We start from the raw sequence: 15,241 nt of genomic DNA, 5'->3' as shown, positions 1-15,241 counted from the left end.
CACGGACAGGGCCGGCACGCCGGTCTCGGCCAGGGACCGCCACAGCCGCAGCCCGGGGTCGTGGTCGCCGCGGGCCCACGCCCGGTTCACCGCGGCGGTGTCCGCGTCGGTCAGCAGTGCGTCCAGGCTCGCGGCGAACTCGTGCTGTTCGTCCGACAGTGCGAATCTCACCGTTGCCCCCTCGGCAGTCCCAGCAGCCGTTCGGCCACCACGTTACGCTGGATCTGGTCGGTCCCGCCGTAGATCGGGCCGGCCAGGGAGAACAGCCAGCCCTCCGGCCAGCCGGAGGCGTGCCGCAGTTCGGCGTCCGGGCCGAGCAGGTCCAGCGCCGTCTCGTGCAGGCCGACGTCCAGGTGCGACCAGAACAGCTTGTTCACGCTCGACTCCGGACCCAGCTCGCCGCCCTCGGCCAGTCGGGTCACCGTGCCGAAGGTGTAGAGCTGGTAGGCCCGCGCGTCGATCCAGGCGTCGGCCACCCGCCGTGCGGTGTCGCTGTCGGTGGTCCCGTCGGACTCCGCCCACAGCCGCACCAGCCGGTCGGCGGCGGCGAGGAACCGGCCCGGCGCGCGCAGCGACAGCCCCCGCTCGTTGTTCGCCGTGGTCATCGCCACGCGCCAGCCGTCACCCGGCTCGCCGATCACGTCGGCGTCCGGCACGAACACGTCGTCCAGGAAGATCTCGGCGAAGCCCGGCTCGCCGTCCAGCTGCGGGACGGGCCGCACGGTGACGCCGTCGGCGCGCAGGTCGAACATCAGATATGTCAGCCCCCGGTGCCGCTCGCTGTCCGGGTCGCTGCGGAACAGGCCGAACGCCCGGTCGGCGAACGCGGCCCGCGAGCTCCACGTCTTCTGCCCGGACAGCAGCCAGCCGCCGTCGGTGCGGCGCGCGGTGCTGCGCAGGGCGGCGATGTCGCTGCCCGCCTCCGGCTCGGACCACGCCTGCGCCCATACCTGCTCGCCGCGCGCCATCGGCGGCAGGATGCGTGCGCGCTGCTCCGGTGTCCCGTGCGAGAACAGCGTGGGGGCGAGCATGAAGATGCCGTTCTGCCCCACCCTGCCGGGCGCACCGGCCGCGTAGTACTCCTGTTCGAACAGCACCCAGTCGAGCAGGCTCGCGTCCCGGCCGCCGAACTCCTCCGGCCACGCCACGACCGACAGCCGCGCCCCGGCCAGCTCGGCCTCCCACCGGCGGTGCTGTGCGAAACCCTCGGCGGTGTCGAACGAGGCCAACGGCTCCGCGGGCACGTGCTCGGCCAGCCACGCGCGCACCTCGTCACGGAACGCCCTGCTGTGTTCGTCCAGTTCCAGATCCATCGTCAGCTCCCGGACCCGGTGCCGCTCTCGCGCATCGAGCGGGCGTTCTGCCCACCGAGCGAGTCACCGCCGGAGACCTCGGCGTTGTGCGCGTGCGCGAAGTGGTGCAGGCCGAACGCCGCGTCCATGCCGGTGCGCATGCCCATCTGGTCCTCGGCCTGGTTGACGGCCTTCTTCGCCAGCGCCAGACCGAACGTCGGCATCTCGGCGATCTTCTCCGCCAGCTCCAGCGTCCGCTCCTCCAGCTCCGCACGCGGCACGACGCGGTTGAGCATGCCCCACTCGCGGGCCTGCTCGGCGCTGAACCGTTCCCCGGTGAACAGCACCTCCTTGGCCGCCCGCGGTCCGAGCACCCACGGGTGCGCGAAGTACTCGACCCCGGGGATGCCCATGCGCACCACCGGGTCGGCGAAGAACGCGTCGTCCGAGGCCACGATCAGATCGGCCACCCACGCCAGCATCAGCGCCCCGGCGATGCACGCGCCCTGCACGCTGGCGATCATCGGCTTCGGGATCTCCCGCCACCGCCGGCACATGCCGAGATACACCTCGGACTCGCGGGCGAACCGCTGGTCCCCGCCCGCCCGGCCGACGTGGTCCCACCACAGCACGGCCGTGTTGTCGTAGTGCACGTCGGTGTCCCGGCCCGGGGTGCCGATGTCGTGGCCCGCCGAGAAGTGCTTGCCCGCCCCCGCGAGCACGATCACCGTCACCTCGTCGTCGTCCACGGCCCGTCGGAACGCCGCGTCCAGGGCGTAGGTCATCACGGAGTTCTGCGCGTTGCGGTACTCCGGGCGGTTCATCGTCACCACCGCCACCGGGCCGCGTCGCTCGTAACGCACGACCTCCTCGTCGGGGGCGGCCGGGCCGGGGTTGTCGCTGCCGGTCATCGTGTCTCCTCGTTCCTGCCGTGTTCGTCGCGCAGCGTGCGCTTGAGGACCTTGCCCGCGGGGTTGCGCGGCAGGTCGTCGCGGAACTCGACCTGCCGGGGCACCTTGAAGTTCGCCAGCCGCTCCCGGCAGTGCCCGAGCACGTCGTCGGCGGTGAGCGTGGCCCCGGCGCGGCGGACGACGAACGCCTTGCCGACCTCGCCGAGCCGCTCGTCCGGCACCCCGACGACGGCGGACTCGGCCACCCCGTCCAGCCGGGCGAGCACCTGTTCCACCTCGGCCGGGTAGACGTTGAACCCGCCGCAGATGTACATGTCCTTGATCCGGTCGGTGATCGTGAGATACCCGCGCTCGTCGAGCACACCGACGTCGCCGGTGTGCAGCCAGCCGTCCGCGTCGATCGCCTCGGCGGTGGCCGCCGGGTCGTCCAGGTAGCCGAGCATCGTGTTCGGGCCGCGCAGCAGGATCTCACCGGAGTCGGCCAGCGCGACCTCGAAATCCGCCGCGGCGCGCCCGCTGGTGCGCGCGATCGTCTCCGCGTCGTCGTCCGGGGCGCACATCGTGGCCACCACGGCCTCGGTGAGCCCGTAGGCGGTGAGCACCGCGTCGAAGCTGAGCTCGGACCGCATCCGCTCCACCAGCGCGACCGGCACCGTGGCCGCGCCGGTGACCGCCACCCGCAGACTGTCCAGGTCGAACTCCGAGCGCTCGGCCGAGTCGAGCATCGTCTGGTAGATCGTCGGGGGGCCCGGCAGGATCGTCACCCGCTCGGCCTCGATCGTGCGCATCGTCGTGGTCACGTCGAAGGTGCGCTGCGGCAACAGGGTCGCCCCACGCAGCAGCGCGACGAGGATGCCCGCCTTGTAGCCGAAGCTGTGGAAGAACGGGTTGATCACCAGGTACCGGTCGCCCGCGGCGACGGTGGCGCGCTCGGCCCACGCCCGCGCCACGCCGAGCGACCGGCGGTGGCTGGTCAGCGCCCCCTTGCTGCGGCCGGTGGTGCCCGAGGTGAACAGGATGTCGCTGAGGTCGTCGGCGTCCACCGCGCGTGCGCGCTCGTCCACCGCGGCCAGTTCGGCGGCGTCCGCGTCGGCCACGAGTGCGTCCAGGTCCCGCCACTCGGTGACGTCGGCGCGGGCCTCGGGTTCGGACTCCACGGGCACGCGCACGATCAGCGGCAGCTCGCCCAGCCCCGCCCGGTGCAACTCGTCGATCCGCTCGACGCCGAGGAACGGGCCCGCCACCACGAGCGCCTTCGCCGCGCTGCGGGTGACGAGGTCGAGCATCTCCGGCCCGGTGAACCGGGTGTTGACCGGGACGAGGGTCGCGCCCGCGTAGAGGGTGCCGAGCGCGGCGACGACCCAGTGGTGGGTGTTCGGCGCGCAGATCGCCACCCGGTCACCCGGTTCGAGACCGCGGCGGGACAACACCGTCGCGAACCGGCGCGCCCGCTCGTACAGTTCGGACCAACTCAGCCGCACCTCGCCGTCGACGACGGCCTCGCGGTCGCCGAACTCGTGTGCGGCCCGGACGAGGGCCGCCGGAATCGTGGCTGGTGCCGTTTCCACGAAGACCTCCCTAGCAAGTGCTTGGTAGGGTAGCCTACGCACGAACGGCCGTGTTGAAAACCAGCCTTCGAGGAGGTCTCCCCGTGTCCGACACCGTGTCCGGCCCAGGGGCCGGGGCCGCGAGCGCGACCGGCACCGACCCGGAGGCCGCGGGCGAATTCCGCGAGCGGGTGCGGACCTGGCTCGCCGAGAACCTCACCGGCGAGTTCGCCGCACTGCGCGGCCTGGGCGGCCCGGGGCGCGAGCACGAGGCCTTCGACGAACGGCTTGCGTGGGAACGGCACCTGGCCGCCGCGGGCTGGACCTGCGTGGGCTGGCCGGTCGAACACGGCGGTCGGGGTGCGTCCCTGACCGAGCAGGTGATCTTCCACGAGGAGTACGCCCGCGCGGACGCGCCCGCCAAGGTCAGCCACCTCGGGCAGGAACTGCTCGGCCCGACGCTGATCGCCTTCGGTACCCCGGAGCAGCAGCGCCGGTTCCTGCCGCCGATCGTGTCGGTCGACGAACTGTGGTGCCAGGGCTACTCCGAGCCCGGGGCCGGGTCCGACCTGGCCGCGGTGTCCACCACCGCGCACCGCGACGGCGACGAGTGGGTGCTGCACGGGCAGAAGGTGTGGACGTCGCTGGCGCACGTGGCCGACTGGTGCTTCGTGCTCGCCCGCACCGAACCCGGCTCGCACCGGCACCGGGGCCTGTCCTACCTGCTGGTGCCGATGGACCAGGACGGCGTCGAGGTGCGGCCGATCCGCCAGCTCACCGGCACGTCCGAGTTCAACGAGGTGTTCTTCGACGGTGCCCGCACCCGCGCGGACCTCGTCGTCGGCGAACCCGGCGAGGGGTGGAAGGTGGCGATGGGCACGCTCGGCTTCGAGCGCGGCGTGGCCACCCTCGGCCAGCAGGTGGGCTTCCGTCGGGAACTGCGGGCGTTGACCGACCTGGCGCGGCGCACCGGCGCCGCCGACGACCCGGCCGTGGCCGAACGGCTGGCCCGGTCCTGGACGGGGCTGGAGGTGATGCGGGCGCACGCGCTGCGCACCCTCGGGGACACCGCGCCCGGGGTGGCCGAGGTGTCCAAGCTCGTCTGGGCCACCTGGCACCGCGAGCTCGGCGAGCTGGCGATGCTCGTGCGCGGCGCGGCGGGCATGGTCGCCACCGACGATCTCGACGAGTGGCAGCGCCTGTTCCTGTTCAGCCGCGCCGACACGATCTACGGCGGCTCGAACGAGATCCAACGCAACATCATCGCCGAGCGCGTGCTCGGCCTGCCGAGGGAGAAGCGATAAGTGATACCGCTGCCGGACTATCCCCAGGGGCGTGACCTGCTGCGCGACAAGGTGGTGCTGGTCACCGCCGCCGCCGGGACGGGCATCGGCTCGGCCGTGGCCCGGCGCAGCCTGGAGGAGGGCGCGAAGGTCGTGCTCAGCGACCGGCACGAGCGCAGGCTCGGTGAGACCCGCGACGCGCTCGCCGAACTGGGCGAGGTGCACGCCGTGCCGTGCGACGTCACCGACGAGGGCCAGGTCGGTGCCCTGGTCGACGGCGCCGTCGACCGGTTCGGCCGGATCGACGTGCTGATCAACAACGCCGGACTCGGGGGCAGTGCCTCGATCCTGGACATGACCGACGACCAGTGGTCGTCCGTGCTCGACGTGACGTTGAACGGCACGTTCCGGGTGACCCGCGCCGTGTTGCGGCGGTTCGTCGAGCAGGGCGGCGGGGGAGCGGTGGTGAACAACGCCTCGGTGATCGGCTGGCGCGCGCAGGGCGAGCAGGCCCACTACGCCGCCGCCAAGGCCGGGGTGATGGCCCTGACCCGCAGCGCGGCGGTGGACGTGGCCGGGCACGGCATCCGCGTGAACGCCGTCTCGCCGAGCCTGGCCATGCACCCGTTCCTGGCGAAGGTCACCAGCGACGAGCTGCTGGACGAACTGACGGGGCGCGAGGTGTCCGGCCGCGCGGCCCAGCCGTGGGAGGTCGCCAATGTCATGGTCTTCCTCGCCAGTGACTACGCTTCGTATCTGACGGGCGAGGTCATCTCGGTGAGCAGTCAGCACGCGTAGGGACGGAACGGATGAGCGGGAGCACGGCGCGCACCCGGCGGTCGCGCACGAACGGATCGGGACGGCGGGCGGAACTGCTCGCCCTGGCGGCACGGTTGTTCGCCGAACGCGGCTACGTCTCGACCACCGTGCGCGACATCGCCGACGCGGCCGGGATCCTCTCCGGCAGTCTGTACCACCACTTCGACTCCAAGGAGTCGATGGCCGACGAGATCCTGCGGGGCTTCCTCGACGACCTGTTCGGCACCTACGCCGAGATCATGGACTCCGGCCTCGGCCCGCGGAAGACCCTCGAGGCGGTGGTGCGGGCGTCGTTCCGGTCCATCCACGACCACCCCGCCGAGGTCGCGATCTACCAGAACGAGGCCAAGCACCTCACCCAGCTGGAGCGCTTCGCCTACATCGACGAGCGCAACGTCGAGTTCCGCGACCTCTGGCGCACCATCCTCGGCGACGGCGTGCGCGACGGCGTCTTCCGCGCCGACCTGGACATCGAACTGGTCTACCGCTTCATCCGCGACACCGTGTGGGTGGCGGTGCGCTGGTACAACCCCGAGGGCACGCTCTCGGCCGACGACGTCGCACAGCAGTACCTCGGCATCCTGCTCGACGGGATCGCCACCCGCCGCAGGCGGGCCACGAAGACGGGAGACACCCATGGCTGACCGAGCCGACCGACCGCAGGCCTACATCCTCGACGCGGTGCGCACACCCGTCGGGAAACGCGGCGGCGCACTGTCCGAGGTGCACAGTGCCGACCTGGCCGCGCACGTGCTGAACGCCGCCGTGACCCGCACCGGGGTGGACCCCGAGCGGGTGGACGACGTCATCCTCGGCTGTACCGACACGATCGGCCCGCAGGCGGGCAACATCGCCCGCACCGCGTGGCTGGCCGCGGGCCTGCCGGACCAGGTGCCCGGCGTCACCGTCGACCGGCAGTGCGGCTCCAGCCAGCAGGCCGTGCACTTCGCCGCGCAGGCGGTGCTGTCCGGCACCGCCGACTGCGTGGTCGCCGGCGGGGTGCAGAACATGAGCGCGATCCCGATCAGCGCCGCCATGCTCGCCGGACGCGAGTTCGGCTTCGACGACCCGTTCTCCGGCTCGGAGGGCTGGCGCAAGCGCTACGGCGACGAGGAGGTCTCCCAGTTCCGCAGCGCGAACATGATCGCCGAGCACTGGGACCTCTCCCGTGAAACGATGGAGCGTTTCGCCCACACCAGCCACCAGCGGGCGCTCGCCGCGATCGACGAGGGCCGCTTCGACGCGGAGACCGTGCCGTTCGGCGGGTTGACCCACGACGAGGGCCCGCGCCGGGGCACCACCCCGGAGAAGATGGCGGCCCTGCAGCCGCTGAGCCCGGACTCGCGCATCACCGCCGCCGTGGCCAGCCAGATCTCCGACGCCGCGAGCGCGGCCGTGCTCGCCTCGGAGTCGTTCGTCGCCGAGCACGGCCTGACGCCGAGGGCACGGGTGCACCACCTGTCGGTGCGTGCGGCCGATCCGGTGTGGATGCTCACCGGCCCCATCCCGGCCACGGCGCACGCGCTGCGCCGGACCGGCCTGTCGGTGGACGACATCGACCTGTTCGAGGTGAACGAGGCCTTCGCCAGTGTCGTGCTGGCGTGGCTGGAGGAGACCGGTGCCGACCCCGAGCGGGTCAACGTCAACGGCGGCGGCATCGCCCTGGGCCACCCCATCGGCGCCACCGGCACGAAACTGCTGGCCACGATGCTGCACGAACTCGAACGCCGCGGCGGCCGCTACGCGCTCCAGACCATGTGCGAAGGCGGCGGCACCGCCAACGTCACGATCCTCGAACGCCTGTAACCCCGCCCCCTGCCCACCCCCGCCCCGCGAGTCGCCACCCCAGAACGGCGAGTCGCCACCCCAGGACCGGCGAGTCGCCACCCCAGGACCGTGAGTCGACGTTCCAGGACGGCGAGTCGACACTTCAGAACGGCGAGTCGGCTTCCCACGACGACGAGTCGACACTCGGTGCCCGCGGATTGACGGCTCCGTGCCCGTGGGTCGACGGTTCCGGGCGCTAGGCTGACCCGATGGGTGAGCAGAAGGACCGGATGCTGCGCGGCGACCTGTACCGGGACGACGACCCGGAACTGGTCGCCGACCGGCTGGCGGCCGGACGGTTGGTGGACGAGTTCAACGCCACCCGCGCGGACGAGTCCGACCGGCGCGCCGGGATCCTGCGGAAACTCTTCGGGAGGTTCGGCACCGGATCGTGGATCATGCCCAGCCTGCGGTGCGACTACGGCTACAACGTCGAGATCGGCGACAACAGTTTCGTCAACTACGACGCCGTCCTGCTCGACTGCGCCCGGATCCGCATCGGCGACGATGTCTCGATCGGTCCCCGTGCCCAGCTGCTCACCGCACTGCACCCGATGGCCGACCACGAGGCCCGCAGACAGCGGTGGGAGAGCGCCGCACCGATCACGCTCGGCGACAACACCTGGCTGGGCGGCGGGGTCCTCGTCTGCGCCGGGGTCACCATCGGCGACGACACGGTCGTCGGCGCGGGCAGCGTCGTGACCCGGGACCTGCCGCCCCGCGTCTTCGCGGCGGGCAACCCCTGCCGCGTCATCCGGCCGCTGTGACCGGACGACGCGGCGCGGTGGAGAACCCGGTGTCCGAGCCGACGCCATCGGGTCGGACAGAATCCTCCGGGGTAGTGCGCCCACGTTGCGATCCTCGCCAGCCGCGGAGGGCTGACGCCACGGCCACGGCCTCGTGTCCGACGTCGCGATCAAGCGGTTGCGATCCTCGCCAGCCGCAGAGGGCTGACGCCACCCTGGCCGAGCAGGCACAATCCTCGCGCCAGAGGGTGCACGGTATCACGGCGTTACCGACACGCCCGGGAATCGCTTGGGGAACCCCGGGCGTGTTGCGGAACGCTTCCGGTCCCGAAGCGGCCTCGGGACGTCGACTCGCCGGACTGGAACGGCAACTCGTGGGCCTGGAGTGTCGACTCGCGGGTATGGGGTGGCGACTCGCGGGGTGGTTGAGGGGTCAGGGGAGGGAGGAGAGGCGGGTGTGGGCTTCGGTGACCATGGTCTCGACCAGGTCGGCGACGGTGGGGAGGTCGTCGAGGAGGCCGACGACCTGGCCGGAGGCGAGGACGCCGGCGTCCGTCTCGCCGCGGACCAGGCCCGCGCGCAGCAGCATCGGGGTGTTGGCCGCCATGAGCACCTGCGCCCAGGTGCGGTCGCCGGAGCGTTTCATCGCCCGCCCCTCGGTGAGCATCGACCGCCAGGAGACCCCGGTGAGCCTGCGGAACCGGATCGCGTTCCGCACCGCGCGGGCGAGGCCGGTGACGGCGCCGGAGCGTTCCAGCGAGTCCACCAGGTCGGTGCGCAGTACCCGGTGCGGCAGGCCGTCCACCTTGCGGGTGACCACGGTGTCGGTCAGCCCGCGTGCCAGATAGGCGCGCTTCACCTCGTCCGGCACGGTGCTCTCCCGCGTGAGCAGGAAACGCGTGCCCATCGCCACCCCCGCCGCGCCGTAGGCGAGCGCGGCGGCCAGTCCGCGGCCGTCGTAGAACCCGCCCGCCGCGACCACGGGGATGTCCACCGCGTCCAGCACGGACGGCAACAGCAGGGTGGTGGCGACCCCGCCGGTGTGCCCGCCGCCCTCGCCGCCCTGCACGATCACCGCGTCGGCGCCCCACGAGGCGACCTTCGCCGCGTGTTTGGCCGCGCCCACCGAGGGGATCACGACCACGCCCGCGTCCTTCAGTTTCGCGATCATCTCCGGACGCGGGGCGAGGGCGAAGGAGGCCACCCGCACGCCCTCGCGGATGAGCAGGTCCACCCGCTCCCCGGCGTCCTCGGCGTCGGCCCGCAGGTTCACCCCGAACGGCCGGTCCGTGCGGCTCTTCACCTCGGCGACGGCGTGCTCCAGCTCGTCGTAGGTCATCGTGGCCGAGGCGAGGATGCCCAGGCCGCCCGCCTCGGCGGTGGCCGAGACCAGCCGGGGCCCGGCGACCCAGCCCATCCCGGTCTGCACCACCGGATGCCGCACGCCGACCAGGTCGGTCAGCGGCGTGCGCAGGGCCGGGGGCTCCGGCGCCGCGTCCGTCGCTCCGGTCTCCGTCGCTCCGGTCCCCGTCACGACGGGACCTCCTTCTCCCGGGTGCCCTTCGGGTCGATCACCTCGCGCAGCAGGCGCAGCTCCTCGTCGGTGGGCAGCCGGGTCTCCGTCACGGCGCCGGTGTCCAGCTCGAAGCCGGTGGCCGCGACGACCTCGTCCACCGACACCCCGGGATGGGTGGACACCAGCCGCATGGTGTTGTCCGGCCCGGCGAAGTCCAGCACCGCCAGGTCGGTGACCACGCGGTACACGTCGTGGTACCTCGCCGCGCCCGGCCCGGCGGCCCGGGCGCGGTCGTACCCGACACCGGAGACGACGTCGACGTGGTCGGTGAACACCCGCCGGCTGTGTTTCGGCACCCAGTAGCTGGTGCGGTTGTTCACCGTGTTCCCCGGGCCGCCGCGCACCCCGAGCAGCTGTTTCGTCGGCCGGGCGTGTTCGCCGATGGCGGAGATGTTCTGGTTGCCGAACCGGTCCAGCTGGCTGGCGCCCATCACCACGTGCCGCCTGCCGTGCGGCACGACGGTGTCCAGCACCGCGCGGAACGGCTGCCAGCCCTCCACGACCGGCTCGCCCACACCCGGTGTGTTCGCGAGCAGGGACGCCTCCCCGTCGGTGAGCAGGATGTCCGGTGCGAAGGTCATCCGGGCGAGCTTCGCCCCGATCGACGGGGTCAGGCCCATCGGGCTGACGACGATCTCGCCGTCGGTGCGGAACAGCTCCGCACACGCCACCGCCGCGACCTCGGCGCGGGTCGCGTCACTCATGCCGCCTCCTGTCGTCGTGGTGTGCGGGCGCGCTCATGCCGCCTCCGGTGTTCTGCGGGGCCACCCGTACCCGGTCGGTGTCCCGGCGTCGGAACCGGTCGCTCACGACGCCTCCCGGGTGAACCGCCGGACCTCGTTCTGGTACCGCTGTTCGTCGCCGGAGAGGAACCGGTCCACGAATCCCGGCCAGGCGTCCGGGTCCTTGGCGCAGGCGACGTAGTGGCGTTGGAACGCCTCGTCGCGGCCGTAGTCCGGTGCCGCGGTGGTGAAGTGCGCCCCGTTCGGGGTTTCCACGACACCGTCCACAGCGGACCGGTTCAGCAGCAGGCTCTGCACCGGACCCTCGTCGGTCAGCGCGTGGGTGTCCACGATCCTCTCCGTGGACAGGAAGCACCTGTCCGCCGCGAGCGCGAACACGTCGTCGAAGTACGGGTCCGGCCCGAGATACTGGCCGTTGCCGCGGGCGTCGGCCCGGTTGAGGTGCACCAGTGCCGCGTCCAGCCGCAACGGCGGCACGGCCAGCAGTTCCTCCCCGTCGTCGTACGGGGAACGGACCGTGCGCAGCTCCGGGTTGAGCCGGGTGACGTCCGAGCCGAGCCCGGCGCGGGTGGGCAGGAACGGCAGCCGCCGGGCCGCCGCCGTCAGCGCGGTGGCGAACACGCCCTCGTCGTACTCGGTCACCGCGAGGTCGCCGGACTCCCGTGCCCGGCCGAACCACGGGTCCAGGGCCACCGAGTCGAGCGTGACGAACCCGAACACCAGTCTGCGGATCTTCCCCGCCGAGGCGAGCAGGCCGACGTCCGGCCCGCCGTAGGAGACGACGGTCAGATCGGTCAGCGACGAGCGCAGGATCGCCCGCACCAGGGCCATCGGCTTGCGCCGCGAACCCCAGCCGCCGATGCCGACGGTCATCCCGTCGGACAGCTCGGCGACGACCTCGTCGGCGGTCATCCGTTTGTCGGCCATCACTGCCCCCTGTGGTCGTCGGCGCCGTGGTCCAGGAACTCCTGCCGGGCGGAGTCGGAGACCCCGGACAGGTTGAGCTCGAAGGTGAAGCCCTGCTCGAACCGGTAGCTGCGGTGCACCGGCTGCGGGTCGATCCCGTTGATCGCCTCCTTGGCCGCGCGGATCACCCGGGTGTCCTTCTCGCCGATCGTGCGGGCGAGCTCCATCGCGGCGTCGTCCAACTGTCCACGGGGGACGACCCGGTGCACGGAACCGTGGTGGTGCAGCTGGTGGGCGTCCACGGTGCTCGCGGTGTAGTACAGGGTGCGCATCATGTGCTGCGGCACCAGACGGGCGAGGTGGGTGGCCGCCCCGAGTGCGCCCCGGTCCACCTCGGGCAGTCCGAAGGTGGCGTCGTCGGCGGCCACGATCACGTCGGCGTTGCCGACCAGCCCGATCCCGCCGCCGAGGCAGAACCCGTGCACGGCGGCCACCACCGGCACCGCGCACTCGTAGACCGCGGCGAACGCGGCCGCGCAGCCCCGGTTCGCGCCGATCAGCGCGGCGTACCCGGCATCGTTCTGGATCTCCTTGATGTCCACGCCGGCGTTGAAACCGCGCCCCTCGGCGCGCAGCACGACGACGTGACATTCCGGGTCCCGTCCGGCGGCCGTGACCGCGTCGGCGAGGTCGAACCAGCCCTGCGCGGTCAGCGCGTTGACCGGCGGCGAATTCACCGTCACCACGGCGATTCCGGGATCGGCGCGGGAGGTGGTGATGACGTCAGCCATTCGACTTCCTAACCTAGCACTTGCTTGGTAAGTTAGCATTGTGCCTGACGCGAGTACAGGCCGGAAGGAGGAACGGCGTGGCGCTCGACCTTGACCTCGACGGCGCGGTGGCACTCGTCACCGGCGGAGTCCGGGGAGTGGGTTCCGGGATCACCCGGGCCCTGCGGGCCGCGGGGGCGCGGGTGGTGATCTGCGCGCGCACCGGGCCGGACACGCTCGACGACGGCGTCGAGTTCGCCACCTGCGACGTGCGGGATCCGGACGACGTCGGCCGCCTCGTCGACGGGGTCGTCGCGCGGCACGGACGGCTCGACGTCGTGGTGAACAACGCGGGCGGTGCCCCGTTCGCCGACGCCGCGGACGCCTCCCCGAACTTCCACTCCAAGGTGGTCGCGTTGAACCTGCTCGCCCCGCTCACCGTCGCCCAGCGGGCGAACGCCGTGATGCAGCGGCAGGACTCCGGCGGCGCGATCGTGAACATCTCCAGCGTCAGCGGCGCGCGCCCGTCCCCGGGCACGGCCGCGTACGGCGCGGCCAAGGCGGGGCTGGAGAACCTGACCACGAGCCTGGCGATCGAGTGGGCGCCGAAGGTGCGGGTGAACGCGGTCCGCGTGGGCATGGTGGAGACCGAACGGGCCGCGATGCACTACGGCGACGCCGAGGGCGTGGCGGCGGTCGGGGCCACCGTGCCGGTCGGCAGACTCGCGCGGCCGGAGGAGATCGGGGACTGCGTGGCGTTCCTCGCCTCGGCGCGGGCCTCCTACATCAGCGGCTCGGTGCTGACCGCGCACGGCGGGGGAGAGATGCCCGCCTTCCTCGCGGCGGCCAACGCCGACACCGCGAGCCCGTCCGGCACCGGGCGGGACGGTCAGCAGCGGAACAAGGAGCAGGCGTGAGCGGAATCGTGCGGGATCGAGTCGTCGTCGTCACCGGCGCCGGACGCGGGATCGGCCGGGAGCATGCCCTCGCCTTCGCCCGGGAGGGCGCGAAGGTGGTGGTCAACGATGTCGGGGTCGCCCTGGACGGCAGTGGCACCTCGGGCGGCCCGGCCGAGCAGGTCGTCGCCGAGATCACGGCGTCCGGCGGCGAGGCGGTGGCCAACACCGACGACGTCGCCGACTGGGCCGGTGCCGAACGGGTGGTGGGCACCGCGCTGGAGACGTTCGGCCGGCTCGACGTGCTGGTGAACAACGCCGGGTTCCTGCGCGACCGGATGCTGGTCAATCTGGACGAACAGGAGTGGGACGCGGTGCTGCGGGTCCACCTCAAGGGGCACTTCGCGATGCTGCGGCACGCGGGGGCGCACTGGCGCGCCGAGGCCAAGGCGGGGCGCACCCCGGACGCGCGCATCATCAACACCAGTTCCGGCGCGGGTCTGCTGGGCAGTGTCGGCCAGGGCAACTACTCGGCGGCCAAGGCCGGGATCGCCGGGCTCACCCTGGTGGCCTCCGCCGAACTGGCCCGCTACGGCGTCACGGTGAACGGCATCGCCCCCGCCGCGCGGACCCGGATGACCGAGTCCGCGTTCGCCGACGACATGGCCGCCCCCGACGGCGGGTTCGACGCCATGGACCCGGGTAACGTCTCGCCGCTGGTGGTGTGGCTGGGCAGTGCCGAGTCCGCGCACGTGACCGGGCGGATGTTCGAGGTGGACGGCGGCCGGGTGTGCCTGATGCAGAGCTGGCGGCACGGTCCCGAGGAGGACAAGGGCGCCCGGTGGGAGCCGGGCGAACTCGGTCCCGTCGTGCGGAAACTGGTCGACGCGGCCCCGGAGCCGGAGCCCGTCTACGGGGCGTGAGTCTCCGGCGTGCCCGGTGCGAACCCCGGGCACGCCGGAGACTCAGCCGCGCAGTTTGCGGTACAGCGCGTCGAGTTCGTCGTCGGTGAAGCCGTTGCGGCCGAGTACGTCGGTCACCCCGCCGTGCCGCTTGTCGATCTGTTCGAGGAATGCCTCCATCGTCTCCTCGCGGGGACGGTGGTGGTCCTCGGGCACCTTGTCGATGTCCCCGGCGTAGGTCGCCGAGGAACGCAGCCGGTCGAGGATCCGCGGCAGCCGCTGGCCGGTGGCGGCGTAGTCGCGGATGATGTCCTCCCGCCGCGCGTCCGCGACGCTCAGGGCGAAGGCGACCACGACGCCGGTGCGGTCCTTGCCCGCCGCGCAGTGCACCAGTGAGGCGCCGGGGGAGCGGTTCACCGCGCGCAGGGCGGCGACGATGCTGTCCGGCCGGTGCTCGACGTAGCCGAGGTAGTGCGCGGTCGACGGGTCGCCCGGGTAGCGTTGCTCCTCCCGCTGCCGCCGCACCAGCAGTGCCTCGGCCGAGGCGTCGTAGGCGTGGTCGGGGATGAGCGAGTGGTTGACGTGGGTGATGTGCTCCAGCCGGGTCAACGGGGTGGGACCCTCCGCGTTGACCTCGGACGGCGACCGCAGGTCCACCACCGTGCTCAGCCGGAGCTGGTCGGTCAGCAACGTGACGTCGGCGGGGGAGAGGTCCTGCAGGTTGTCCGACCGCAGCAACCGACCCGGGGCGGTCTTGCCCCCGTCGGTCGTCGGGATGCCCCCGACGTCACGGACGTTCACGGCACCTTCGAGATCCAGCCACAACACACGGCTATTCTGGCACCCCGGCCCCCGCCCCGCCCACAGATCCGCAACCTTCTCACATAATCCCGTACCCGGGGAATATCCGCGGGTACGCCGGATCACCCCCGCAGGGCGGTGACGACGGCGTCGGCGGCGGCATGGGGGCCGCCGGGGACGGTGCCGTCGGGGGCGACGCGGACGGTGCCGCGGGCCAGGGCC

Annotated in this window: 15 protein-coding genes; 7 read left to right on the top strand and 8 right to left on the bottom strand. The window is 72.4% G+C overall.

The features are described 5' to 3' along the window. Positions 1-167 precede the first annotated feature (167 nt). From ACTIR_RS0112345 to ACTIR_RS0112335, 3 genes are read right to left on the bottom strand one after another with little or no spacing between them, the layout of a single operon-like run. Positions 168-1,313: an acyl-CoA dehydrogenase family protein gene (locus tag ACTIR_RS0112345; protein WP_026454520.1), complete on the bottom strand. Its 1,146-nt coding sequence runs from the start codon at positions 1,311-1,313 to the stop codon at positions 168-170. 2 nt (positions 1,314-1,315) lie between these two features. Continuing rightward, the gene (locus ACTIR_RS0112340; protein WP_052583856.1) at positions 1,316-2,203 is read right to left on the bottom strand and encodes an enoyl-CoA hydratase; all 888 of its coding nucleotides are present in this window, start codon (positions 2,201-2,203) and stop codon (positions 1,316-1,318) included. Further along, positions 2,200-3,771: a FadD3 family acyl-CoA ligase gene (locus tag ACTIR_RS0112335; RefSeq protein ID WP_026454518.1), complete on the bottom strand. Its 1,572-nt coding sequence runs from the start codon at positions 3,769-3,771 to the stop codon at positions 2,200-2,202. Before ACTIR_RS0112335 ends, ACTIR_RS0112340 begins: the two co-directional genes overlap by 4 nt. 170 nt (positions 3,772-3,941) lie before the next feature. On the opposite strand from ACTIR_RS0112335, the gene ACTIR_RS0112330 reads away from it, so the two are divergent. From ACTIR_RS0112330 to ACTIR_RS0112310, 5 genes are all read left to right on the top strand, one after another. Continuing rightward, positions 3,942-5,054 (top strand): acyl-CoA dehydrogenase family protein, encoded by a 1,113-nt coding sequence (locus tag ACTIR_RS0112330; protein WP_026454517.1) that lies wholly within the window; start codon positions 3,942-3,944, stop codon positions 5,052-5,054. After that, positions 5,055-5,831, top strand: coding sequence for an SDR family oxidoreductase (locus ACTIR_RS0112325; RefSeq protein WP_026454516.1), 777 nt, complete (start codon positions 5,055-5,057; stop codon positions 5,829-5,831). Positions 5,832-5,842: 11 nt separating this feature from the next. Next, positions 5,843-6,496, top strand: coding sequence for a TetR/AcrR family transcriptional regulator (locus ACTIR_RS0112320; protein ID WP_026454515.1), 654 nt, complete (start codon positions 5,843-5,845; stop codon positions 6,494-6,496). After that, a complete protein-coding gene (locus ACTIR_RS0112315) occupies positions 6,489-7,658 on the top strand; it encodes an acetyl-CoA C-acetyltransferase (protein WP_026454514.1) in 1,170 nt (389 codons plus the stop codon). Before ACTIR_RS0112320 ends, ACTIR_RS0112315 begins: the two co-directional genes overlap by 8 nt. Before the next feature lie 230 nt (positions 7,659-7,888). After that, on the top strand, positions 7,889-8,446 hold the full coding sequence (locus ACTIR_RS0112310) for a sugar O-acetyltransferase (protein WP_026454513.1): 558 nt from the start codon (positions 7,889-7,891) through the stop codon (positions 8,444-8,446). Positions 8,447-8,858: 412 nt separating this feature from the next. Here ACTIR_RS0112310 and ACTIR_RS0112305 read toward each other — a convergent pair whose 3' ends face one another. The 4 genes from ACTIR_RS0112305 to ACTIR_RS0112290 all read right to left on the bottom strand — a co-directional run bounded on the left by ACTIR_RS0112305 (position 8,859) and on the right by ACTIR_RS0112290 (position 12,441). Next, positions 8,859-9,959: an NAD(P)H-dependent flavin oxidoreductase gene (locus tag ACTIR_RS0112305; protein ID WP_084789468.1), complete on the bottom strand. Its 1,101-nt coding sequence runs from the start codon at positions 9,957-9,959 to the stop codon at positions 8,859-8,861. Next, positions 9,956-10,705, bottom strand: a complete 750-nt coding sequence (locus ACTIR_RS0112300; protein WP_026454511.1) for a CoA-transferase subunit beta — start codon at positions 10,703-10,705, stop codon at positions 9,956-9,958. The genes ACTIR_RS0112305 and ACTIR_RS0112300 overlap by 4 nt, the downstream gene beginning before the upstream one ends. Positions 10,706-10,807: 102 nt before the next feature. After that, positions 10,808-11,671 carry a CoA transferase subunit A gene (locus ACTIR_RS0112295; RefSeq protein ID WP_026454510.1) on the bottom strand — a complete coding sequence of 288 codons (864 nt, stop codon included), beginning with the start codon at positions 11,669-11,671 and terminating at the stop codon, positions 10,808-10,810. Then, positions 11,671-12,441 (bottom strand): enoyl-CoA hydratase family protein, encoded by a 771-nt coding sequence (locus tag ACTIR_RS0112290; RefSeq protein ID WP_026454509.1) that lies wholly within the window; start codon positions 12,439-12,441, stop codon positions 11,671-11,673. Before ACTIR_RS0112290 ends, ACTIR_RS0112295 begins: the two co-directional genes overlap by 1 nt. A 77-nt stretch (positions 12,442-12,518) precedes the next feature. On the opposite strand from ACTIR_RS0112290, the gene ACTIR_RS0112285 reads away from it, so the two are divergent. Together ACTIR_RS0112285 and ACTIR_RS0112280 are read left to right on the top strand one after the other, a co-directional pair. Continuing rightward, positions 12,519-13,337 (top strand): SDR family oxidoreductase, encoded by an 819-nt coding sequence (locus ACTIR_RS0112285; RefSeq protein ID WP_026454508.1) that lies wholly within the window; start codon positions 12,519-12,521, stop codon positions 13,335-13,337. Beyond that, complete coding sequence (locus tag ACTIR_RS0112280) at positions 13,334-14,239, top strand: SDR family oxidoreductase (protein ID WP_026454507.1); 906 nt, start codon at positions 13,334-13,336, stop codon at positions 14,237-14,239. The genes ACTIR_RS0112285 and ACTIR_RS0112280 overlap by 4 nt, the downstream gene beginning before the upstream one ends. Positions 14,240-14,281: 42 nt before the next feature. Here the strand turns inward: ACTIR_RS0112280 and ACTIR_RS0112275 are convergent, their stop codons facing one another. Continuing rightward, positions 14,282-15,046, bottom strand: a complete 765-nt coding sequence (locus tag ACTIR_RS0112275; RefSeq protein ID WP_026454506.1) for a tyrosine-protein phosphatase — start codon at positions 15,044-15,046, stop codon at positions 14,282-14,284. Between the last annotated feature and the right edge of the window lie 195 nt (positions 15,047-15,241).

The organism is Saccharomonospora iraqiensis subsp. iraqiensis, assembly GCF_000430445.1.
In the GTDB taxonomy this organism is placed as follows: domain Bacteria; phylum Actinomycetota; class Actinomycetes; order Mycobacteriales; family Pseudonocardiaceae; genus Saccharomonospora; species Saccharomonospora iraqiensis.
This window is presented reverse-complemented; position numbering and strand designations above follow the sequence as displayed.

What these genes read in the sequence shown, in the direction of transcription:
- ACTIR_RS0112295 (WP_026454510.1), bottom strand. Translation starts at nt 11,671, where the DNA reads ATGGCCGACAAACGGATGACCGCCGACGAGGTCGTCGCCGAGCTGTCC.
- ACTIR_RS0112300 (WP_026454511.1), bottom strand. Translation starts at nt 10,705, where the DNA reads ATGAGTGACGCGACCCGCGCCGAGGTCGCGGCGGTGGCGTGTGCGGAG.
- ACTIR_RS0112320 (WP_026454515.1), top strand. Translation starts at nt 5,843, where the DNA reads ATGAGCGGGAGCACGGCGCGCACCCGGCGGTCGCGCACGAACGGATCG.
- ACTIR_RS0112345 (WP_026454520.1), bottom strand. Translation starts at nt 1,313, where the DNA reads ATGGATCTGGAACTGGACGAACACAGCAGGGCGTTCCGTGACGAGGTG.
- ACTIR_RS0112340 (WP_052583856.1), bottom strand. Translation starts at nt 2,203, where the DNA reads ATGACCGGCAGCGACAACCCCGGCCCGGCCGCCCCCGACGAGGAGGTC.
- ACTIR_RS0112315 (WP_026454514.1), top strand. Translation starts at nt 6,489, where the DNA reads ATGGCTGACCGAGCCGACCGACCGCAGGCCTACATCCTCGACGCGGTG.
- ACTIR_RS0112290 (WP_026454509.1), bottom strand. Translation starts at nt 12,441, where the DNA reads ATGGCTGACGTCATCACCACCTCCCGCGCCGATCCCGGAATCGCCGTG.
- ACTIR_RS0112310 (WP_026454513.1), top strand. Translation starts at nt 7,889, where the DNA reads ATGGGTGAGCAGAAGGACCGGATGCTGCGCGGCGACCTGTACCGGGAC.